Here is a 19441-nt window from a genome sequence, read left to right as displayed (position 1 = left end):
ATTATTCCGGGCTCCAGGCCTCGTAGTCGGAACGTTCGATCGGCTCCGGGCGGCGGAGCGAGCCGGCCGGCGCATAGGCCAGGGCCGTTCCGGTCAGGTTTTCCTGGTGCGGCTTTTCCCACGGCTTGTGCTGCAGGGGCTTGTCGGTCGGGGGTTCGTCCCATGTGCGGTGCAGCCAGCCGTGCCAGTCGGGGTCGATGCGGCTGGCCTCGGCCTCGCCGTTGAAGATGACCCAGCGCTTGCTGTCGTCTTCGTTGCGGTAGAACACGTTGCCCTGATCGTCCTCACCGACCTTGATGCCCTTGCGCGCGGTGTAGATCTGGGTGTTGAGGGTCGCGCCGTTCCACCACGTCACGGCCCGCAAAAGAGTGTTCAGGATTCCCATCGGCAGCCTCCGGCTTTTCGTCCACGGCAGGTATGGACCAAAGGCGCGCCGAGGTCCAGAGCCAGCTAGCCGCAGGGCCTATTCGGGCAGCACCGCCGTGACTTCGATCTCGATGCGGTATTTCGGGTCGATCAGCCCGCATTCGATCATCGTCGCCGCCGGAGGGTTGGCCCCGAAGGTGTCCGCCAGGATCTCCCAGCATTGCTCGAACTCGTGCCGGTCGGGCAGCATGTAGGTGACGCGCACGGCATCGGCGAACGAGGCCCCGGCCTCGGCCAGCGCCTTTTCGATGATCGACAGCGCCGAACGGCATTGTTCGGCCGCGTCCTTCCCCTGCCCGACCGTGCCCGCCACATGCACGAAACCGCCGGCGACCACGGCCCGGCAATAGCCGACCTTGGCCTCGAACTCCCCACCGGAAGAAATCCTGCGAATCGTCATGGTGCCCTCACGTAAAAACGGCGCGGAATGACCCGCGCCGTGATGGTTCCCGTTTCAGCCCTTTTATCCGGCCGAGGCCGACTCCTTGGCGGCGTCGGCGTAGATGACCAGCGGTTGCGCATCCGAGTTCACCGCCTCTTCGTTGACGACGACCTTGGTCACGTTCTTCATCCCCGGCAGTTCGAACATGGTGTCCAGCAGGATGTCCTCGAGAATCGAGCGCAGCCCGCGCGCGCCGGTCTTGCGTTCGATCGCGCGCCTGGCGATCGCCTTGAGCGCATCCTCGGTGAAGTCCAACTCGGTGTCTTCCAGTTCGAACAGGCGCTGATACTGCTTGACCAGCGCGTTCTTGGGCTTGGTCAGGATGGTGACCAGCGCGTCCTCGTCGAGATCCTCGAGCGTCGCCAGCACCGGCAGACGGCCCACGAATTCCGGGATCAGGCCGAATTTCAGAAGGTCCTCGGGCTCGAGATCCTGGAAGATCTCACCCACGCCGCGTTCATCGTTGTCGCGCACGTCGGCGCCAAAGCCCATGGCCGAGCCCTTGCCGCGCTGTGCGATGATCTTGTCGAGGCCGGCGAAGGCGCCGCCGCAGATGAACAGGATGTTGGTGGTGTCCACCTGCAGAAATTCCTGCTGCGGGTGCTTGCGCCCGCCCTGCGGCGGCACGCTGGCCACGGTGCCTTCCATCAGCTTCAGCAGGGCCTGCTGCACGCCCTCGCCCGACACGTCGCGGGTGATCGAGGGGTTTTCCGACTTGCGGGTGATCTTGTCGACCTCGTCGATATAGACGATGCCGCGCTGCGCGCGTTCGACATTGTATTCGCTGGCCTGAAGCAGCTTGAGGATGATGTTCTCGACATCCTCGCCCACGTAACCGGCCTCGGTCAGCGTGGTCGCATCGGCCATGGTGAACGGCACGTCGAGGATCCGCGCCAGCGTCTGCGCCAGCAGGGTCTTGCCGCAGCCCGTCGGGCCGATCAGCAGGATGTTCGACTTGGCCAGTTCGATATCGCTGCCGGCCTTCTGCGCATGGTTCAGGCGCTTGTAGTGGTTGTGCACGGCCACCGAGAGCACCCGCTTGGCAGTGGCCTGGCCGATCACGTAATCGTCCAGCACCTCGCAGATGTCCTTGGGTGTGGGCACGCCATCCTTGGACTTCAGGCCGCTGGCCTTGGTCTCTTCACGGATGATGTCCATGCAAAGTTCGACGCATTCATCGCAGATGAACACCGTCGGGCCTGCGATCAGCTTGCGCACCTCGTGCTGGCTCTTGCCGCAGAAGCTGCAGTAGAGCGTATTCTTGCTGTCACCGCCTGAATTCGTCGCCATGATCTACCTTTCGGGCTCCGTCCTTGTGGCCCCTCTCGGGGCCACTCTCTGCCGCCAGCTATAGCTTAGGCCAGCACTTCGGTCGCTACAATCGCAAATTATGCCCCGACACCTCAGGATTTCGGGACAGACGCGATTTTGTCTTACGCCTCGTCATCGCCGATTTTCGCGCGGCTTTCGACGATCTCGTCGATATGGCCCCACTCCTTGGCTTCTTCCGGCGACATGAAATTGTCGCGGTCCAGCGCCTTTTCAACCGCCTTCTTGGACTGGCCGGTATGCTTGACGTAGATGTCATACAGCCGGTCCTTGAGCTTTTGCGTCTCGGCCGCGTGAATCATGATGTCGCTGGCCTGACCCTGATACCCGCCCGAGGGCTGGTGCACCATGATGCGGCTGTTGGGCAGCGAAAAGCGCATGCCCGGCTCGCCGCCCACCAGCAGCAGCGATCCCATCGAGGCCGCCTGACCGATCACCAGCGTCGAGCATTTCGGCTTGATGTACTGCATCGTGTCATAGATCGACAGGCCGCTGGTCACCACGCCGCCGGGGCTGTTGATGTAGATCGAGATCTCCTTGTTCGGATTCTCTGCCTCCAGGTGCAGAAGCTGCGCCACGATCAGGTGGCTCATCCCGTCATGGATCGGACCGTTGATGAAAATGATCCGCTCTTTCAGCAGACGGGAAAAGATGTCATAGGCGCGCTCGCCCCGGCTGGTCTGCTCGACCACCATGGGGACAAGCGTATTCATGTAGGTGTCAACTGGATCGAACATTCGGAACCTGCCTGCTCTTTGCGATGGATCGGGACGTTATCCCGAGAAGGGTTACACGAGTCTTAGTGTCGCCTCGGGGGGGCTGCAAGGGCCGCCGGACGTTTTCGTGCAGGCTGGAAAGCGGCGCGGCTGTCGCAATGGTATCCTGTTTTGCCGGAATTTTGACGCAACCGGCCATCCCTCTCGGTCTATGGCAACAAATGCGACCAACCCCCGAAACAAAACGGCATCGGCAAAGCCAAGCCAGCCGCACCCGGTAAGCCAGCCATGTCCCGAGACCCCTTCGTCCCCAAAGGCGCGTCCGCGAACCTGACGCTCAGGTATGACGGGCCGCCGCAGAAATTCTACTTCCTGCTGCTGCCCAAGGCCACGATGCTGGCGGTCGCCGCCGCGATCGAGCCGCTGCGCATCGCCAACCAGCTGACCAAGAAACAGCTCTACACCTGGCACACCATGACCGAGACGGGCGAGCCGGTGACCTGCTCGAACGGGCTGCGGATCACCCCGGACGAGGCGATGGCGCAGTTGCCGCCCGATGCCATGGGGTTTGTCTGTGCCGGGGTGGAACCCGAGCGGAGCTATTCTCCGGCGGTCCTCAACTGGCTGCGCCGGGAATATCGGTTCGGCCGTTCACTGGGCGGGATCTGCACCGGCGCCTTTGCCTTGGCCAAGTCCGGTCTGCTGGATGGTCGCAAGTTCACGCTGCACTGGGAAAACCAACCCGGTTTCGTCGAAGCGTTCCCAAACCTGATGCCGACCCCCAACATCTTCGAGGCCGATGGGCGCATCACCACCTGCGGCGGCGGCAATTCGGCCATCGACATGATGCTGGCCCTGATCGAAGAGCGCCACGGCCCGGAACTGGCGATCATGGTGGCCGACATGTGCATCCACATGCGATCGGGCAACAGGTCGCCGCAACGCTCGGCGCAGTCGGTCATCATCGGCAGCCGAAACCCGGCGCTGCTGAAGGCGATCGAGTTGATGGAGTCGGAGCTTGAAGACCCCCTGTCCTGCAGCGAGTTGAGCGAGCAGCTGGGCATTTCCCGGCGGCAGCTGGAGCGGTTGTTCAAGCGTTACCTGGGCCAGGGGCCGATGGCCTATTACCTGGACCTGCGTATCTCGCGCGCGTTCACCTATCTGAATGAAACCAACATGACCGTGGCCGAGATCGCCGCGGCCACGGGGTTTGCCAATACCAGCCACCTGTCGCGGCAGTTCCGCGCCAAATACGGGGCGCCGCCGCATTCCTTCCGCAAGGCCTGGTCCTGAGAGGACCAGACCCGCAGACTGGGCTCAGCCGAAGATGTCGGCGGTGATGCCGGCATACCAGCCGACGCTTTCCTCGTAGGTGGCCTGGCGCAGTTCGGCATCCTCGCCGGTCTGGCTGATGAAGCCATCCACCTTGGCGATCTTTTCGTCGGTCGCCTCGTAGGTCGCGCCGACCTTGACCCCGTCATTGGTGTCGATCAGCGACCAGCAGGTGTTCGAGAACTTGGCCGGGAACAGCTTGGAGTCGGTCAGCGCCGACAACACCGCCATCGCCGCCACCTTGGCCTGCGAATTGGCCGAGAATCCCGATTTCGGCATGTCGCCCTGCGCGCAGGCATCGCCCAGAACGTGAATGTTCTCGTCGATCCGGCTTTGCATCGTGTGCCCGGTGACCGGCGCCCAGTTGCCCTCGGTGATGCCGGCCATCTCGCAGATGCGACCCGCCTTCATCGCGGGAATGACGTTGCAGACATCGACCTTGGTTTCCTCGCCATCGATGGTGACGGTCATGGCGTCCGGATCGACCGAGACATTGCCGCCGCCGAAGTCACCGTTGATCCAGTCGATCATGCCCTCATAGTGATTGGCCCAACCCTCCTGGAACAGCGCCATCTTGGAAAACTTGTTCTTGGGGTCGGCAATGATGATCTTGGCCGTCGGGTTCCGCTCCTTGAGGACATGGGCGACCATCGAGACCCGCTCGTAGGGGCCCGGAGGACAGCGGAACGGGTTGGGCGGCGCCACCATGGCGAACACGCCGCCTTCGGGCATGGCCTCGATCTGCGCCTTCAGCAGCTCGGTCTGCGAGCCCGCCTTGAACGCATGAGGCATCTTGTTCTGCGCCGTCACGTCCCAGCCCTCGACCGCGCCATCGACAAAGTCGATGCCCGGCGACAGGACCAGCCGGTCGTAGTTGAGCATACCGCCACCGGCCAGAGAAACCGTTCTGGCGTCGCGGTCTATGCCGATGGCCCAGTCGTGCACGACATTGATGCCGTAGTCCGAGGCCAGCTTGCCGTAGCTATGGGCCAGCGAGGACAACTCCCGGAACCCGCCCAGATAGAGGTTCGAGAAGAAACAGGTGTAGTAGGTCCGGGTCGGTTCGACCAGGGTCACGTCGACCGCGCCCTTCGCCCCCTTGGCGATGTAGCGCGCCGTCGTCGCGCCGCCCGCACCGCCGCCGATCACCACCACGCGCGGCTTGCCGGCGCCCAACACCATCGGGGCCTGCAACGCGGTTGCCGCCGCGACCCCTGTTCCCAGAAAAGTCCGTCTGTTGAGTTTCATGTGTTCCTCCTCCCTAAGTAAAAAGCGCCGGAGTTTTCACTCCAGCGCTCCAAAATATGCGGCCAGTGCTGCAATCTCTTCATCCGAGAGACGCCCGGCCATCATCTGCATGACCGGGTGTGGCCTTATCTTTCTTTTGTAGGCATGCATCGCGACCACGAAATCCTCTTCAATCCAACCGGTGATGACCGGGATACCATCATATTCGCCGTCAACCTGATGGCAGGTCGTACACTCGGTTGACAGGTATTCACCGTAATCCGGATCACCCATGATCGCCAAGACCTCGGGCGGCAATTCCACCTCGCGTTTGCGCGCGGTCGGCGCGGCCTCGGGGATGTCCTGCGGGTTGGCCGAGAACTGGCGCAGATAGGCCAGAACGTCGTCCCGGTCGCGCTTGTTCTTGAGGCCGGCAAAGTTCATCCGCGTGCCGCTGACCAGGGTCTTGGGGTTTTCCAGGTAGGCGTCTAGGTTCTTGAGGTTCCAGACCATCCCGTCTCGGCGCGCGCGCTCGATCCCTTCGGAATAGTTGTAATCCTCGAACTGCGCGACCTTGCGGTCGAAAATGCCGTTCAGATGCGGCCCGACGCGATGCTTCGCGCCCTGCCCGACTTCGTGGCAGGACGCGCATTTTCCAAAGATCTCGGCCCCCCGTTCGGGATCACCGATCCGGGTGGCCTCCTCCTCGGCCCAGGCCGTGCCAGCCAGCACGCCCCAGGCCAGAAAAGCTCCTCCCAACCAGCGCATCTTACTGCGGGAAGCTTTTCAGGTAGGCGATGACAGCCTGAATATCTTCCTCTGATTTCAGACCCGCGAAAGACATTTTGGTTCCTTTCATGTACGCCTTGGGCTTCGCCAGAAATGCCGCGAGTTCCTCTTCCGACCAGACCAGACCTTCTTCGGCGGCTGCCTTCATGACCTTCGAGTATTTATACTTCTCGGCCTGGCCAGCCGCGGCGCCCACGATACCATTGAGCAGAGGCCCCGTCTTGTTCTTGGCGCCCTCACCGACCTGGTGACAGGCCTTGCACTTCTTGAAGACTTTCTCGCCAGCCTTCACCAGTTCCGGATCAAGAGCGGCGGTCTCTTCCGCCGGCGCCGCTGCTTCCTCGGAAACTGCTGCCTGCTCCGCCTTCACCTCTTCAACCGCCGCATCCTCGCGTGGCTCAGGCTTGGTCTTGCGGATCAGCTCCTGCACCTTCTTGGCGCGGGTTTCGGTCGGTGTCACGTCGAGAACTGCCGCGCGCATGGTGATCTCGACCGACTCCTTGCAGTTTTCCATGCAAGGTGTGTCGGTCCAGAAATGCGCTTCGGCCTCTTCGCGGTCATCTATGATGAAACCGTCCGCATTAGGCATTTCGACCTCGAGAAAGTTCTCGTTCGACAGGACGAAATCATCCTCCACAAGATCGTTCGAGTAAAGAATATATGCCACGATGGCATAGGTGTCGTCCGCAGTCAGCGTCTGCGCGTTGCCAAATGGCATGGAGCGGTGGACATAATCCCAGACCGTTGACAGGTAGGGCCAGTAGGACCCGACGGTCTTGAGCGGATCCTTGTCCGCCAGCGTCCCCTGACCGCCGGCCAGTTTGGGCCAGTTGTCCACCCCTTCGGCAAAGTCGCCGTGGCAGATGGCGCAGTGGTCCGAGAACAGCATCTCGCCATCCTCGACCGAGCCCGATCCGGCTGGCAGGCCGGTTCCGTCGGGCGACACGTCCAGATCCCAGGCGGCGATTTCCTCGGGCAGCGCCGGACGGCCCAGCCCGAATTTTTCCGCCATTGCCGGCGCGGCGGCGAAGGTCGACACCAGCGCAGTTCCAACCAGCAGATTAAGAAACTTCGACATTCTCGGCCTCTCCGGTTGCCTTGACCCACCAGGTCTGGATGCAGTTGTTGTGATAGATCGAGTTCTCGCCGCGCACCTCGCGCAGCTGCGCCTTGGTCGGCTGGACGTAACCGGTCGAGTCCTTTGCCCGGCTCTGCAGAAGCATTTCGGACCCGTCCCACTCGAAGTCGAGATAGAAGCGGGTCAGCGCCTTGTCGGTTCCGGGCGCGGCCAGCCGCGCGGGCCTCCAGTTCTTGCCGCCGTCAATCGACACATCGACGCCGGTGATCGCGCCACGGCCGGACCAGGCAAGGCCGGTGATGACCAGCGGGCCCGGGCCATGCGTGATGGGCGCCTGCGGGCTGGGCGAGGTGATGACCGACTTGGCGTCCATCACCCAAGTCCATTTGCGGCTGGTGCCATCCGCCAGCGTGTCGGTATATTTCGATGTCTCCTCGCGGCTTTCGACGGGGCCTTCCAACACCTCGACCCGACGCAGCCACTTGACCCACATGTTGCCTTCCCAGCCCGGCACGACGAGGCGGACGGGATAGCCATGTTCCTTGCGCAGAGCCTCGCCATTGGCCTTGAAGGCGACCAGCACGTCGTCCATCGCCTTTTCCAGCGGGATCGAGCGGCCGTTCGAGCTGGCATCGGCGCCCTCGACATAGACCCACTTGCCTTCGGGTTTCACGCCGGCCTCTTCCAGCAGGGTGCGCAGCGGCACGCCGGAATATTCCATGTTGTGGATCATGCCGTGGGTGAACTGCGCGCCGTTCAGCTGTGCGCCCGCCCATTCCATGCCCGTGTTGGCCGCGCATTCGCAGAAATAGATGCGGTTTTCGCGCGGGAAACGCTCGAGATCCTCGTAGGTGAAGACCAGCGGCGTATCGACGAGACCGTTGATCATCAGCCGGTAATCTTCCTTGCGCAGCTCGATCGCGCCCGAGTGGTGGCGCTCGAAGGCGCAGCCCTGCGGGGTGATCGTGCCGTCAAGCGCGTGGATCGGCGTGAAGTTGATCGAGCTGATCGTGTCGGCGGTCAGCCATTCCACGTTGCGGCGCACGACATCCTTTTCGAACCGGATCGGCAGGCCATAGGGCGTAGCATCGACGCCATCGCCGGTTCCGGTTGCCCATTCCTGCACCTGGGTGATCAGCGGGTCCGGGCCTGCCGCCCGTGCCGCGCCCGCTGCGACCGCCCCTGCCCCTGCCGCGGCAGCTCCGGTCAGGAACTGCCGCCGCGACGGGGCCTTTTTCGAAGAGTTCTCACTCATCTCAAACTTGCCTCCTTGAAAATCCCGGCACCCGCGCCCGCGAATGCTCGAAAAATTGTGTCCACCGGGGCGCTCAGGCGCCCACGACCTTGACCGAGTTGTTCGGGTTCACCGTAACGGTGCCCTGCTTGCGGATGTGGCTTTCCACCACGTCCCAGATCATCGGACCCTCGGTGCCCTCGTTGACGCTGGCCCAACCAGCGACGACATAGGTCTTGGCCGGGTCGATGGCCTCGCCCGTCTTGAGCAGGGTCATTTCACTGATCCGCTCGCCCTGCGGCTTGTTGATGTCGATGCGATAGCCCATGCCACCGATGCGCACCATGTCGCCGCCCTGCTGGTAGTAGGGATCGGGGTTGAAGATGTTGTCGGCCACGTCCTCGAGGATCACCTTGATGAACTCGCCGGTCATCTCGGTGCGATAAGCCTGCCCGTAGGACATCGAGGTCACGTTCCAGATGTCCTCGCGGGTGATGTCGTCGCCCGGGATCAGGCTCGGCCCCCAGCGCACGCCCGGCGACATGGCGATGTCGGCCTCGCGCTCGGAGATCAGCGCGTCGCAGATCAGGTCGTCCCAGGTTCCGTTGAAATTGCCGCGCCGATAGAGCAGCGAGTCGGTCTGGCCGATCACTTCGGCCAGATCGGCAGCGTAAGGCGCGCGCTGTTCCTCGATCAGCGCGGTCATGGCCGGGTCGGGTGCGATCAAGTCCGAGAAGATCGGGATCAGCTTGTGGCGCAGGCCCATCATCTGACCGTCGCGCACGTCCAGATCCACGCGGCTGACGAACTTGCCGTTGCTGCCGCTGGCGATGATGTGGGTCTTGCCGACCAGGACCGGCTCGGGCAGCGCGTCGTGGGTGTGGCCCGAGAGGATCACGTCGATGCCCTGCACCTTGCCGGCCATCTTCTTGTCCACGTCAAAGCCGTTATGCGACAGGACGACGACCACGTCCGCGCCCTGCGCGCGTACCTCGTCCACCATCGCCTGCATGTTCTCGTCGCGGATGCCGAACGAGTATTCCGGGAACATCCAGCGCGGGTTGGCGATCGGCATGTAGGGGAAGGCCTGACCGATCACGGCGATCTTGGCGCCGCCGCGGTCGAAGAACTTGTAGGGCTTGAACAACTCGGCCGGTTCGTCCCACTCGGCGTCAAAGATGTTCTGGCCCAGCGCCGCAAAGGGCAGGCCCTCGACGATTTCGTTCACCCGGTCGCTGCCCAGCGTGAACTCCCAGTGGAAGGTCATCGCATCCGGCTTGAGCGCGTTCATGACGTTGACCATGTCCTGACCGGCCGTGTGATAACAGGTGTAGGAGCCGTGCCAGGTATCGCCGCCGTCAAGCAGCAGGGCATCCGGCCTGTCCGCGCGGATCGCGTTCACCACGGTCGCGACGCGGTCCATGCCCCCGACGCGGCCATAGGTTCTGGCCAGGGAGGAAAAGTCGTCATAGGTCAGGGCATAGGCGGAGGGGCTGCCATCGGCGATGCCGTAGGCCTTGCGGAAATCGGCGCCGGTGATGTGGGGAACCTTGCCTCGGTTGTCACCGACCCCCAGATTGATTTCCGGCTCGCGGAAGTAGATCGGTTTGAGCTGGCCGTGAATGTCGGTGACATGGATCAGGCTGATGTTGCCAAAGGTCTCGAATTCCAGCAGCTGATCCTGGGTCAAAGCCTGCTGCGCGGCCAGCCGGGCCCAGTTGCCGAAACCAGACGCCCCCACAAGGGCCGAAGCGGCCATAGAGACTTGCAAAAAATCACGACGCGAGATCATCTTGATCAGCTTTCCCGTTTACACATGCATAATATTCGCATGTTTGAATTTGATTGACGGAACAAACCCCGCACCAGACTTGGGCGCGGGGCTTGCAGTGTTCAGTTGCGGACAGACGGTCCCTCGACCGACAGGCCGTTGCCGCGCGAGGCGACGTAAAGCTCGAGCGCCACGAACTCGTCGCTGCCCGGCTTGAAGGTTTCGGCGCGGGTATCGCGCACACACCCCTTGAAGCGCGCATGCGCGGTGTTCAGCTTGGCATTCTTCAGGCGATAGGTCGGGAACCCGTTGATCTGCCCCTGGCTGAGGTGGTCGGCGCGGATCATGTTGCCATAGTTCTGCTCGTGGCAATTGGCGCAGCTCAGCTCCAGCTGACCATAGCGCGTATAGTAGATTTCCTTGCCCTTTTCCCAAGTTTCCTTGACCGGACCGTCAATCGCCACGTTGACCGGCATGCCGCGGGACTGGACCGAGATCAGGGCCTCCATCGCTGCCATCTGGCCGCCGGTATACTTCCACTTTTCAGCGCCCATCTTGTTTTCGCGGCAGTCGTTGATCTGCATCGCCAGGGTCCGAACCTCGCCGGCCTCTTCATTCCACTTGGGATAGACGGCACGGACGCCTGCCATGCTTTCCTCGACGGAATCGTGGCACGACGCGCAGGATTTGCCTTCGGTCCCCTCGACGGTATCCCAGGCGTCCTGGGCCTGATCGACGAACACCATCGCCGGGTTGTCGAAGTCATCCATCTGAAGCGCCTGCGTCTCGTCCGAGCGGAATCGCCAGCCGGAATAGATCTCGTCCAGCGCGTCAGACAGATGCGCCGGCGCGGCGGTCTTGGTGACCATCTCGATCTCGCCATTGACGACCAGCTTGTCCTCGTCCGGACCTGCCAGCGCCGCAAGCGGCGCGGTCGCGATGACGGCAATCGCGGTCATTGCCTTGAAGTTCATTCGGTTTCCTCCCTTGGGTGATCGCCCCCGCCCGCCATCCCCGCGGGCGGGATCCTGATCGCGGGTTACGCGACCTTAATCGCCTTCTTTTCTTCGTAGACCGAGCCGTCGTCGTCATACCAGGTAAAGGCGAACTCGCCTGCCTCGGGGACAGTCGCCTCGAACTGGAAATACGGGTTGGTCGAGATCGCCGGCTCCATCGTCACGTCGAGGACCATCTGACCGTTGAACTCGCAGGTGAAGCGGTTGATGATCGAACGCGGAATGACGTTGCCTTCCTTGTCCTTGCGCTGACCGCTTTCCATCTTGTGGCTGATCAGGGTCTTGATCGTGACCGCTTCGCCTGCGGCAGCGGATTTCGGGACCTTGACGCGGGGTTTCACACCAGATGCCATTTCAAATTCTCCTGTCTCTGCGGAAGGGCAGCACTTAGCCGCCACAGCCCCCGATGGTGACTTTCACGGTCGCGGTGGCCTTGGCGAAGGAACCGTCGGCCATCTTGGCGATGGCCACGACATCCTGCGTGCCGGCCAGACGAATGCGGGTCGATGCGGCCTGCGACGCGGCCAGCGGACCGAAGTTGAAGGTCGCCACGCCGGGCTCGGGGTTGCCCATGGCCAGAACCATGATGGCCGAGGCCCCCGGTGCGCTCACCTCGATCGGAACGGTGTTGCCGTTCTCGGCGATCTCGGGCGCGGTCAGCGTAACGCCGCCTTCGGCCATGTCCGCCCCACCGGTGAACTCGGCAATCCTGTCCTCGGCCGCCGCGTTGGCGCGGAACGGCAGAACGGTCAGGGCCGCAGCACCCAAGGCCAAGCCAAAGGTTTCGCGACGTGTGAAATCCATCGTTTCTCTCCTTTACAAAACGCCGGGCGCGCTGCGCGCGGCCAGCTGATATTTCCGTTAGGACTCGTCTTTCAGGGTCATGAGGAACGCGACGACGTCCTCGATCTCCTGCGCACTCAGAATGGGCGAGAGCGGCCCGGCCGGCGCTTTGCCGGTATAGGCATCGCCCGGCCGAATGAAGCCATCGACCTTGTAGAAGGCCGGCATCACCGTGCCGTCGAACGTTTTCTTCGCATTGGCCACCAGCCCGCGCAGTTCAGCCTCGCTCCAGCGGCTTCCGGCGCCATCGAGCGAGGGCCCGACTTCACCCTGGAACGGGACATCGGCCAGAGCGGACACCTGGTGGCAGGCCACGCAGTTGCCCTTGGACTTTTCTCCGACGATCATCGCGCCGTTGGCCGCGTCGCCCGGGGTTCCGGTCAAGGAAGCCTCGATAGCTCCGTCTTCGGTGAACGCCACTTCCTTCGGAGCGACTTCGCCTGCAAGCGCAACGCCGCCCGTCAGAGCCGCCGCCAATGTCAGAGATGCTAGTTTCATGTGTCCTCCCCTAGACTGCCGCGCCCGGGCGCGGCGAATTCGGTTGGTATACCGTAGGGCACAGCAGGTGCCGGACGCAACAACAAATTCATTATCGTGAATTTTTTGTTTTGTTTCACCACAAAGCCGCGTCTCGCAATGATATTTTCATGACCGAACGGTGCATGATTTCCCGGCTACCGGGTGTCTCCGTCGTCGCGTTCGCGAATCATGCGTGCGTGATAACGTTGGAAATCTTCCTCGGACTGGTCGAGATATCGCTCTTCGGCGACCCAGGTCAGCAGGTCCAGAGTCGTACCGGCTGCAAACGCCCCCGGCATGATCGCCACCGCCTGTTCCGCCGCAGAGCGTTCGGGGTCCGGCTCGACCGGCAGGAAGATCATCGTGGGCGTGAACAGGACGCCCCAGCGACGGGCGGCCTCCTTCTCGGTGAGAACCTCGCCATCCATGTCCACCACCTCGGTGTCGCCATGCAGGTTGATCTGGATGGGGAAATAGGTTTCTTCCAGCAGCTTCAGCACCCTCGGATCGGTGAAGGTGTTTTCGTGCATGTCCTTGCAGTAGAGACAGCCGCGCTGCTCGACCAGCAGCATCAGGCGCTTGCCCTCGGACTGGGCCTCGGCGAAATCCTCGCCCAGATCCTTGAAGGTTTCGCGCATCCATGCGGCCTTGTGCAGACCGTCATCCCCCAACTCAGAAGCCCAGACCGGGGCCGCGAGCGCAAGCGCCACCACTCCGCCAATCAGGTGTTTCATGTCAGGCTCCTCCCTTGTTCAGCCGATGCTGGAAAATCCGGGCACCCACCGGATCATGGCGTCGGCAATCAGGTTCACGCCGCCGGTTGCAATCAGCACGGCGAACAGCACCAGCATCGCGCCCATGGCCTTTTCGACCCAGGCAAAGGCAGCGCGATGTCGCTGGACCCAGTGCAGAAACGGCTTGGCGAACAACGCCGCGATGACGAACGGGGCGGTCATCCCTACACCATAGACGAAAAGCAGAAACGCGCCGCGCCAGAGTTCGCCCATGCCCGAGGCGATCATCAGGATCGAGGCCAGGGCCGGGCCGACACACGGCGTCCAGCCAAAGCCAAAGGCCAGCCCCATCAGATAGGCGCCGGCAACCGTCGAGGCCTCGGCCCGGCTTTCAAGCCGGGCCTCGCGATAGAGCAACGGGATGCGGACAACTCCGAGAAAATGCAGCCCGAAGACCAGAAGGATCGCGGCGGCGACGTATGACAGAGCATCCAGATACCTGCCGAACAACTGGCCCAGGGCCGTCGCCCCCATGCCCAGCAGCATGAAGATCGTGGTGACGCCCAGCGCGAACATCACCGCCGAAATCAGCAGTCTTTTCTGCGCACCGGGCGCGATCTCTCCGTCATCGCGCAGTTCGGCGATGCTCAGCCCACCGAGATAGGATAGATAGAACGGCACCATCGGCAGAATGCAGGGCGTGAAGAAACTCAGCACCCCTGCGACCAAGGCCCCCATCAGGGAGATTTCCAGCATTCCGCCACCTGCCTGACCTTTCGGCAACCGTCCCGGTTGCAAAATTCATACATTCATATTACATTATCTGAAACAAAAAGGTCAACTGCTGCGCCCATGTTTCGGTTTTTCATCGTCCTCGTCTTATCAGTTTTGGCGCTGACCCCTGCTCGGGCAGCCGAACTCGTGATGGTCGAAGAGGCCGGATGCGCCTGGTGCGAACGTTGGAACGCAGAGATTGCGCCCGCCTACCCCAAGACAGCCGAAGGCCGGTTTGCCCCGCTGCGGCGCGTTTCGCGCCATGACATACCCCACGACCTGAAACTGCAGCGCCCGGTGCATTTCACACCGACATTCATTGTCGTTGAAAGCGGCGAGGAGCTGGCCCGACTGGAAGGTTATCCGGGCGAGAACTTTTTCTGGCCGCTTCTGGAGCGGCTTTTGACAACCCACACGAATTATGGAGCACAAAAAACAGAGGAAAGCTGAGCTGACAAAACATCAGTTGCGAATATTTCGTTCCTGCCTGTGGAAAATCCTGCGGGAAGCGTGTAACGGCACGGACCAAATCAATTCGCGACTCGGTTTCGCGCAAGACCGGCTTTCGGGAATGTAGGGAACTTTGACAATGGCACTGCCCCAGTTTTCAAGTGATATGGCGGAAGAAGAACTCGACAAGATGGTCGAAAACGCGACCCGCGCGTCGAATTTTCTCAAGGCAATCAGCCACGAAGGGCGGCTGATGATCCTGTGCCACCTCGTGTCCGGCGAGAAATCCGTCACCGAACTGGAAGACCTGCTTTCGGCGCGCCAGGCGGCCGTTTCGCAGCAGCTTTCGCGCCTGCGGCTCGAAGGGCTGGTCATTCCGCGCCGTGAAGGCAAGGCGATCTACTACCGTCTGGCCGATGACAAACCCCGGCGTATGCTGGAAACGGTTTATGAACTGTTTTGCGAAGAAGAGGACTGAGTTTCCGATCCTTGGAAACTGAGCTCTCTTTTTCTTGAAACCTGCTCGCATCCAGGGCAGTGACTCTGCTTGCGCACACATGATATTATCTGCATGTTCCTCGGAATGACTTTTTGTCACCGGAGCGCGCAGCACCATGTTCGAATTTCTCACCGAGCACCACATCGTTGCCGCAGTGGGTTTTGGCGGGGGCATCCTGCTGGGACTTGCCGCGCGGCTGGGGCGGTTCTGCACGCTCGGCGCCATCGAGGATCTGCTCTATGGCGGTTCTGACCTGCGCATGCGCATGTGGGCCCTGGCCATCGGCAGCGCGGTTCTGGGCAGCTTCACGCTGATTGCATTCGGCCTGCTCGACCCCGGCGAGAGCTACTATCTGTCGATCCGCTGGATGCCGCTGGCCTCGATCATCGGCGGGCTGATGTTCGGATACGGAATGGCGTTGTCCGGCAATTGCGGATACGGCGCCATTGCCCGGCTCGGCGGCGGTGATCTGAGGTCTTTCGTCATCGTTCTGGTGATGGGCGTGTTCACCTATGTCGCCCTGAGCGGCCCCCTGGCCCCGGTTCGCAATTTCTTCTTCCCGCAGGTTCCGGTCACGTCCGAGACCCCGCCGGGCCTTGCGCACCACGCCGCGGCACTGACCGGCTTGCCGCTCAGCGCCATTGGCCTTGCAATCGGGGTCATGATCTGCGCCGCGGCCCTGAGCGGAGCCTCTCTGCGGCAAAGCCCCAAGGCAATCTTCTGGTCCCTCGTGGTCGGTTTGGCCATCGTATCGGGTTGGGGCGGCACCGCCTGGGTGTCCGAGCATGGTTTCGAGGCGCTTCCGGTCGTCTCGCACAGCTTCTCGGCGCCGGTCGGAGAAACCATCCTCTTTGCCATGACCGGCAGCCTGCGGCCGGTTTCCTTCGCCGTCGGCTCGGTGGCCGGTGTCTGGACCGGAGCCTTCATCGGCTCGATGATCCGCGGCCATTTCCGCTGGGAAGCCTGCGAAGACCCGCGCGAGTTGCGACGCCAGATTGTCGGCGCCGCGATCATGGGCGTCGGCGCCGTTCTGGCAATCGGCTGCACCGTGGGCCAGGGCATGACCGCCTTCAGCCTGCTGTCGATCAGCGCGCCCGTCACCTTCATCTCGATCTTCGCCGGCGCCGCGTTTGGCCTGCGCCAGTTGATCGAAGGGTTCCGCTCGGCCTGACGCAGGCGCTCATTCGCCTTTGGCGCAGGCCTCGAAACTGGCGGCCATCTTTTCCAACAGCGCGGGATACAGCCCCGCGCCGGGTTCAAGTCCGACACCCAGCGGATCAAGCTCGTATGTCTTCACCGGCTCCCCGTCGATCGCCGCCTGGAACAGCCGTGTATCGAACTGCGGCTCGGAAAAGGCGCAGCGCACGCCGCTGCCCGCGACACGATCCCTCAGCGCCGCTAGCCGCGCCGGGCCGGGCGTGCTGGCATCGCTCAGGCTGATGGTGCCGACCGGCTCCAGCGCGAACCTCTTTTCGAAATACTGGTAGGCATCGTGGAACGAGATGTAGCCGACACCCTGCATCGCACTCAGTCGCTTCGCCAGATCGCCTTCCAGCCCCGCAAGCCGGTCCCGCGCAGCTTGGGCGTTTTTCCGGTAGAGCGGCGCGTTGTCCGGGTCGAGTTCCGACAGCGCGTCGGCGATATGGGTCAGCCACACACGCGCGTTCGCCGGGTCCAACCAGACATGCGGGTCCGCGCCTTCGTGGTCATGGCCGTGCGCGTCCGTGTGCTCGTCGTGCTCGTGATGATCCTCTTCACGCCCGTGTTCTTCCTCTTGCTCGGACAGATCCCGGAAGTCGTGCAGAACTGTGCCCTCGACCTCCATCAGTTCCAGCTTCTGCGCATCCGGAGAAAGAGATTCCAGCGGCTTGGACATCCACGGGGTCAGGGCCTCGCCGACCCACACCACGATGTCCGCCGACTGCAGCGCCCGCGCCTCGGACGGGCGCAGGGCATAGTCATGCGGCGAGGCGCCCGGTCGCAGGATCAGGTCCGGCGCCCCGACGCCCTCCATGACCTGCGACACCAGCGAATGAACAGGCGCGATGTCGGTCGCGACCCGCGGAACGTCAGCAACGCCTGCACCCGCCCAGACAGACACCGCAGCAACCAGAGAAAACCGGAGCATGGACCCTCGCATTGATATGTTATTACATCTTGGCGTGCTTGATAGCGACGACGTTATAACATATCAAGCGGAAAACATCCTCGCGGAGCACCCCATGGCCACGATCGGTTTCCACCAGCACGACCACAGCCACTGCATCGCCACGGCCCTGTCGCAGGCCGAGTCCAAATGCGCCGAGCGCAAGCTGCAATTCACCCCGGCCCGCCGCCGGGTTCTGGAGATCCTGCTGGAGAAACACCGCGCGATGGGGGCCTATGAGATTCTCGACATCCTCGCGGCCGAGGGTATTGGCTCTCAACCCCCCGTGGTCTACCGCGCGCTGGACTTTTTGGTGCAGCACGGGTTCGTCCACCGGATCGAGCGCCTGAATGCCTATACCGCCTGCGCCCACCCGACCCGCGACCATGTGCCGGCCTTTCTGGTCTGCCGCCAATGCAAGGCGGTGGCCGAGGCGGAGACCGAGTTGACGCAAGGCCGCCTGGGCATTGCCGCCGGCAAGACGGGGTTTCACATCGAAAGGATCGTGGTCGAGGCCGAAGGGCTCTGCCCCGACTGCGCCGGAGCGCAGGCATGACCGCCCCCCTGATCGCGGCAAAGGACGTGTCCGTGCGTCTGGACGGGCGGCCGATCCTGCAGGGTATCGACGTCGAAATCGCGGCCGGAGAGATCGTCACCATAGTCGGTCCGAACGGATCGGGGAAATCGACCTTTCTGCGCGCGCTCATCGGCGCCGTGCCGCTGGCGCAGGGGCGCGTGACGCGGGCGCCCGGGCTGCGGATCGGATATGTTCCCCAAAAGCTGGCCCTGGATGCCTCGCTGCCGATGACGGTGCAGCGGTTCCTGGGGCTGCCGCGCCGCGTCAGTGCCGCCAAGGCGCGCGAGGCGCTGGCCAACGCCGGTGTTCCGGACCTGAGCGACCGCCAGATGACCGACCTGTCCGGCGGGCAGTTCCAGCGCGTCCTGCTGGCGCGGGCGCTGCTCGAGCACCCGCAGCTTCTGCTGCTGGACGAGGCCACGCAGGGCCTCGACCAGCCGGGGGCCGCCGCCTTTTACCAGCGGATCGAACAGGTCCGCCAAGAGTTGGGCTGCGCGATCGTGATGGTCAGCCACGACCTGCATGTGGTCATGGCCGCCTCGGACAGGGTGCTGTGCCTGAACGGCCATATCTGCTGCCAGGGCTCGCCGCAGATGGTGGCCGATGCCCCGGAATACCGCGCCCTGTTCGGCTCTGGCACCAAGGGCACGATGGCGCTGTATCGCCACCAGCACAGCCATTCGCACGACCATGACCATCACCACCATGACCACGAACATGAACATGAAAAGGCGCAGTGATGCTTGACGATTTCATGATCCGCGCCGCGCTCGCCGGGCTCGGCGTCGCCTTTGCCGCCGCGCCCCTGGGCTGTTTCGTCGTCTGGCGCCGCATGGCCTATTTCGGAGAGGCAACCGCCCATGCCGCCATTCTTGGGGTGGCGCTGGCCCTGAGCTTTTCTCTGCCGCTCCTGCCTGCGATCATCATGGCCGCGCTGGTCATGGGGCTGACCGTGACGGTGTTTCGCGGGCGCGGCTATGCGATGGACACGCTGTTGGGCGTGATGGCCCATACCGCGCTGGCCGCCGGCATGGTGGCGGTGTCGCTGCTGGCCGATGTGCGGCTGGACCTGAGCGCCTTTCTGTTCGGCGACATCCTTGCCGTCACCCGGGGCGACTTGGCCGCGATCTGGCTGGGCGGCGCGCTGATCGTGGGGCTGATGGCCTGGCGCTGGTCCGCTCTGCTGACCGCGACACTGAACCCCGATCTAGCCCGGGCCTCGGGCATCGACCCCAGGCGCGAAGAGCTGTGGCTGACCCTTGCCCTGGCGCTGGTCGTCGCTGTCGCCATCAAGGTGGTCGGCGTCCTTCTGATCGCGGCGCTTCTGGTGATCCCGGCGGCAGCGGCCCGCCCGCTGGTGCGCACGCCCGAAAGCATGGCCTTCGCGGCAGCGGCGCTCGGCGGAACCGCAGCGATCGGCGGGCTTGGCGGGGCCTATCTGGGTGACACGCCAGCCGGCCCGAGCATCGTGTGCGCCGCGACGCTTCTGTTCGTTGCCACCGCGCTTGTGGGCCCGGCGCTACGCCGGCGATAAGCCGC

At 63.1% G+C, this 19441-nt stretch carries 23 protein-coding genes; 7 read left to right on the top strand and 16 right to left on the bottom strand.

Translation table 11 applies throughout. The annotated features are described in order from the left end of the window. Position 1: 1 nt before the first annotated feature. The 4 genes from AVO45_RS15750 to AVO45_RS15735 form a co-directional block, all read right to left on the bottom strand. Positions 2–385 carry an NADH:ubiquinone oxidoreductase subunit NDUFA12 gene (locus tag AVO45_RS15750; RefSeq protein ID WP_068348867.1) on the bottom strand — a complete coding sequence of 128 codons (384 nt, stop codon included), beginning with the start codon at positions 383–385 and terminating at the stop codon, positions 2–4. A gap of 78 nt (positions 386–463) precedes the next feature. Then, positions 464–826, bottom strand: coding sequence for a RidA family protein (locus AVO45_RS15745; RefSeq protein ID WP_068348864.1), 363 nt, complete (start codon positions 824–826; stop codon positions 464–466). A 63-nt stretch (positions 827–889) separates the two neighbouring features. Beyond that, a complete protein-coding gene (gene clpX / locus AVO45_RS15740) occupies positions 890–2158 on the bottom strand; it encodes an ATP-dependent Clp protease ATP-binding subunit ClpX (RefSeq protein ID WP_068348861.1) in 1269 nt (422 codons plus the stop codon). A 143-nt stretch (positions 2159–2301) separates the two neighbouring features. Then, positions 2302–2934, bottom strand: a complete 633-nt coding sequence (locus AVO45_RS15735; RefSeq protein ID WP_068348858.1) for an ATP-dependent Clp protease proteolytic subunit — start codon at positions 2932–2934, stop codon at positions 2302–2304. Between the two features lie 267 nt (positions 2935–3201). Here AVO45_RS15735 and AVO45_RS15730 point away from each other — a divergent pair, with 267 nt between their 5' ends. Beyond that, positions 3202–4206 (top strand): GlxA family transcriptional regulator, encoded by a 1005-nt coding sequence (locus tag AVO45_RS15730; protein WP_068348856.1) that lies wholly within the window; start codon positions 3202–3204, stop codon positions 4204–4206. 24 nt (positions 4207–4230) lie between these two features. On the opposite strand, the gene AVO45_RS15725 is transcribed toward AVO45_RS15730, so the two are convergent. The 11 genes from AVO45_RS15725 to AVO45_RS15675 all read right to left on the bottom strand — a co-directional run bounded on the left by AVO45_RS15725 (position 4231) and on the right by AVO45_RS15675 (position 14212). Then, complete coding sequence (locus AVO45_RS15725; protein WP_068348853.1) at positions 4231–5493, bottom strand: NAD(P)/FAD-dependent oxidoreductase; 1263 nt, start codon at positions 5491–5493, stop codon at positions 4231–4233. Positions 5494–5529: 36 nt separating this feature from the next. Then, positions 5530–6240 (bottom strand): c-type cytochrome, encoded by a 711-nt coding sequence (locus tag AVO45_RS15720; protein WP_068348850.1) that lies wholly within the window; start codon positions 6238–6240, stop codon positions 5530–5532. A gap of 1 nt (position 6241) precedes the next feature. Further along, positions 6242–7339: a c-type cytochrome gene (locus AVO45_RS15715; RefSeq protein WP_068348847.1), complete on the bottom strand. Its 1098-nt coding sequence runs from the start codon at positions 7337–7339 to the stop codon at positions 6242–6244. Continuing rightward, on the bottom strand, positions 7323–8594 hold the full coding sequence (soxC, locus tag AVO45_RS15710) for a sulfite dehydrogenase (RefSeq protein ID WP_068348844.1): 1272 nt from the start codon (positions 8592–8594) through the stop codon (positions 7323–7325). The genes AVO45_RS15715 and soxC overlap by 17 nt, the downstream gene beginning before the upstream one ends. A gap of 73 nt (positions 8595–8667) precedes the next feature. Next, positions 8668–10365 (bottom strand): thiosulfohydrolase SoxB, encoded by a 1698-nt coding sequence (soxB, locus tag AVO45_RS15705; protein ID WP_068348841.1) that lies wholly within the window; start codon positions 10363–10365, stop codon positions 8668–8670. 101 nt (positions 10366–10466) lie between these two features. Further along, positions 10467–11318 carry a sulfur oxidation c-type cytochrome SoxA gene (gene soxA / locus AVO45_RS15700; protein WP_068348839.1) on the bottom strand — a complete coding sequence of 284 codons (852 nt, stop codon included), beginning with the start codon at positions 11316–11318 and terminating at the stop codon, positions 10467–10469. Between the two features lie 65 nt (positions 11319–11383). After that, positions 11384–11713 carry a thiosulfate oxidation carrier complex protein SoxZ gene (gene soxZ, locus AVO45_RS15695; protein ID WP_068348835.1) on the bottom strand — a complete coding sequence of 110 codons (330 nt, stop codon included), beginning with the start codon at positions 11711–11713 and terminating at the stop codon, positions 11384–11386. A 34-nt stretch (positions 11714–11747) separates the two neighbouring features. Then, positions 11748–12164 (bottom strand): thiosulfate oxidation carrier protein SoxY, encoded by a 417-nt coding sequence (soxY, locus tag AVO45_RS15690; protein ID WP_068348832.1) that lies wholly within the window; start codon positions 12162–12164, stop codon positions 11748–11750. Between the two features lie 57 nt (positions 12165–12221). Further along, a complete protein-coding gene (gene soxX / locus AVO45_RS15685; protein ID WP_068348829.1) occupies positions 12222–12701 on the bottom strand; it encodes a sulfur oxidation c-type cytochrome SoxX in 480 nt (159 codons plus the stop codon). 176 nt (positions 12702–12877) lie between these two features. Next, on the bottom strand, positions 12878–13456 hold the full coding sequence (locus AVO45_RS15680) for a thioredoxin family protein (protein WP_068348826.1): 579 nt from the start codon (positions 13454–13456) through the stop codon (positions 12878–12880). An 18-nt stretch (positions 13457–13474) separates the two neighbouring features. Beyond that, the gene (locus AVO45_RS15675; RefSeq protein ID WP_068348823.1) at positions 13475–14212 is read right to left on the bottom strand and encodes a cytochrome c biogenesis CcdA family protein; all 738 of its coding nucleotides are present in this window, start codon (positions 14210–14212) and stop codon (positions 13475–13477) included. Positions 14213–14308: 96 nt separating this feature from the next. Between AVO45_RS15675 and AVO45_RS15670 the strand changes: the two genes are divergently transcribed. The 3 genes from AVO45_RS15670 to AVO45_RS15660 all read left to right on the top strand — a co-directional run bounded on the left by AVO45_RS15670 (position 14309) and on the right by AVO45_RS15660 (position 16350). Next, positions 14309–14680, top strand: coding sequence for a thioredoxin domain-containing protein (locus AVO45_RS15670; RefSeq protein ID WP_068348820.1), 372 nt, complete (start codon positions 14309–14311; stop codon positions 14678–14680). A 139-nt stretch (positions 14681–14819) separates the two neighbouring features. Further along, entirely contained in the window at positions 14820–15158 is a 339-nt protein-coding gene (locus AVO45_RS15665) for an ArsR/SmtB family transcription factor (protein ID WP_068348816.1), read from the top strand. A 136-nt stretch (positions 15159–15294) separates the two neighbouring features. Continuing rightward, positions 15295–16350: a YeeE/YedE family protein gene (locus tag AVO45_RS15660; RefSeq protein WP_068348813.1), complete on the top strand. Its 1056-nt coding sequence runs from the start codon at positions 15295–15297 to the stop codon at positions 16348–16350. Positions 16351–16359: 9 nt separating this feature from the next. On the opposite strand, the gene AVO45_RS15655 is transcribed toward AVO45_RS15660, so the two are convergent. Then, a complete protein-coding gene (locus AVO45_RS15655) occupies positions 16360–17307 on the bottom strand; it encodes a zinc ABC transporter substrate-binding protein (RefSeq protein WP_068348810.1) in 948 nt (315 codons plus the stop codon). Positions 17308–17401: 94 nt separating this feature from the next. On the opposite strand from AVO45_RS15655, the gene AVO45_RS15650 reads away from it, so the two are divergent. From AVO45_RS15650 to AVO45_RS15640, 3 genes are read left to right on the top strand one after another with little or no spacing between them, the layout of a single operon-like run. Then, positions 17402–17881: a Fur family transcriptional regulator gene (locus AVO45_RS15650; RefSeq protein ID WP_068348808.1), complete on the top strand. Its 480-nt coding sequence runs from the start codon at positions 17402–17404 to the stop codon at positions 17879–17881. Beyond that, the gene (locus AVO45_RS15645) at positions 17878–18642 is read left to right on the top strand and encodes a metal ABC transporter ATP-binding protein (protein WP_068348805.1); all 765 of its coding nucleotides are present in this window, start codon (positions 17878–17880) and stop codon (positions 18640–18642) included. The genes AVO45_RS15650 and AVO45_RS15645 overlap by 4 nt, the downstream gene beginning before the upstream one ends. Continuing rightward, a complete protein-coding gene (locus tag AVO45_RS15640) occupies positions 18642–19436 on the top strand; it encodes a metal ABC transporter permease (RefSeq protein ID WP_068348802.1) in 795 nt (264 codons plus the stop codon). The genes AVO45_RS15645 and AVO45_RS15640 overlap by 1 nt, the downstream gene beginning before the upstream one ends. Positions 19437–19441: the final 5 nt, after the last annotated feature.

Source organism: Ruegeria marisrubri (assembly GCF_001507595.1).
Lineage (GTDB): Bacteria > Pseudomonadota > Alphaproteobacteria > Rhodobacterales > Rhodobacteraceae > Ruegeria > Ruegeria marisrubri.
This window is presented reverse-complemented; position numbering and strand designations above follow the sequence as displayed.

Coding starts and splice junctions, on each gene's coding strand:
- AVO45_RS15750 (WP_068348867.1), bottom strand. CDS start 385: ATGGGAATCCTGAACACTCTTTTGCGGGCCGTGACGTGGTGGAACGGC.
- AVO45_RS15745 (WP_068348864.1), bottom strand. CDS start 826: ATGACGATTCGCAGGATTTCTTCCGGTGGGGAGTTCGAGGCCAAGGTC.
- clpX (WP_068348861.1), bottom strand. CDS start 2,158: ATGGCGACGAATTCAGGCGGTGACAGCAAGAATACGCTCTACTGCAGC.
- AVO45_RS15735 (WP_068348858.1), bottom strand. CDS start 2,934: ATGTTCGATCCAGTTGACACCTACATGAATACGCTTGTCCCCATGGTG.
- AVO45_RS15730 (WP_068348856.1), top strand. CDS start 3,202: ATGTCCCGAGACCCCTTCGTCCCCAAAGGCGCGTCCGCGAACCTGACG.
- AVO45_RS15725 (WP_068348853.1), bottom strand. CDS start 5,493: ATGAAACTCAACAGACGGACTTTTCTGGGAACAGGGGTCGCGGCGGCA.
- AVO45_RS15720 (WP_068348850.1), bottom strand. CDS start 6,240: ATGCGCTGGTTGGGAGGAGCTTTTCTGGCCTGGGGCGTGCTGGCTGGC.
- AVO45_RS15715 (WP_068348847.1), bottom strand. CDS start 7,339: ATGTCGAAGTTTCTTAATCTGCTGGTTGGAACTGCGCTGGTGTCGACC.
- soxC (WP_068348844.1), bottom strand. CDS start 8,594: ATGAGTGAGAACTCTTCGAAAAAGGCCCCGTCGCGGCGGCAGTTCCTG.
- soxB (WP_068348841.1), bottom strand. CDS start 10,365: ATGATCTCGCGTCGTGATTTTTTGCAAGTCTCTATGGCCGCTTCGGCC.
- soxA (WP_068348839.1), bottom strand. CDS start 11,318: ATGAACTTCAAGGCAATGACCGCGATTGCCGTCATCGCGACCGCGCCG.
- soxZ (WP_068348835.1), bottom strand. CDS start 11,713: ATGGCATCTGGTGTGAAACCCCGCGTCAAGGTCCCGAAATCCGCTGCC.
- soxY (WP_068348832.1), bottom strand. CDS start 12,164: ATGGATTTCACACGTCGCGAAACCTTTGGCTTGGCCTTGGGTGCTGCG.
- soxX (WP_068348829.1), bottom strand. CDS start 12,701: ATGAAACTAGCATCTCTGACATTGGCGGCGGCTCTGACGGGCGGCGTT.
- AVO45_RS15680 (WP_068348826.1), bottom strand. CDS start 13,456: ATGAAACACCTGATTGGCGGAGTGGTGGCGCTTGCGCTCGCGGCCCCG.
- AVO45_RS15675 (WP_068348823.1), bottom strand. CDS start 14,212: ATGCTGGAAATCTCCCTGATGGGGGCCTTGGTCGCAGGGGTGCTGAGT.
- AVO45_RS15670 (WP_068348820.1), top strand. CDS start 14,309: ATGTTTCGGTTTTTCATCGTCCTCGTCTTATCAGTTTTGGCGCTGACC.
- AVO45_RS15665 (WP_068348816.1), top strand. CDS start 14,820: ATGGCACTGCCCCAGTTTTCAAGTGATATGGCGGAAGAAGAACTCGAC.
- AVO45_RS15660 (WP_068348813.1), top strand. CDS start 15,295: ATGTTCGAATTTCTCACCGAGCACCACATCGTTGCCGCAGTGGGTTTT.
- AVO45_RS15655 (WP_068348810.1), bottom strand. CDS start 17,307: ATGCTCCGGTTTTCTCTGGTTGCTGCGGTGTCTGTCTGGGCGGGTGCA.
- AVO45_RS15650 (WP_068348808.1), top strand. CDS start 17,402: ATGGCCACGATCGGTTTCCACCAGCACGACCACAGCCACTGCATCGCC.
- AVO45_RS15645 (WP_068348805.1), top strand. CDS start 17,878: ATGACCGCCCCCCTGATCGCGGCAAAGGACGTGTCCGTGCGTCTGGAC.
- AVO45_RS15640 (WP_068348802.1), top strand. CDS start 18,642: ATGCTTGACGATTTCATGATCCGCGCCGCGCTCGCCGGGCTCGGCGTC.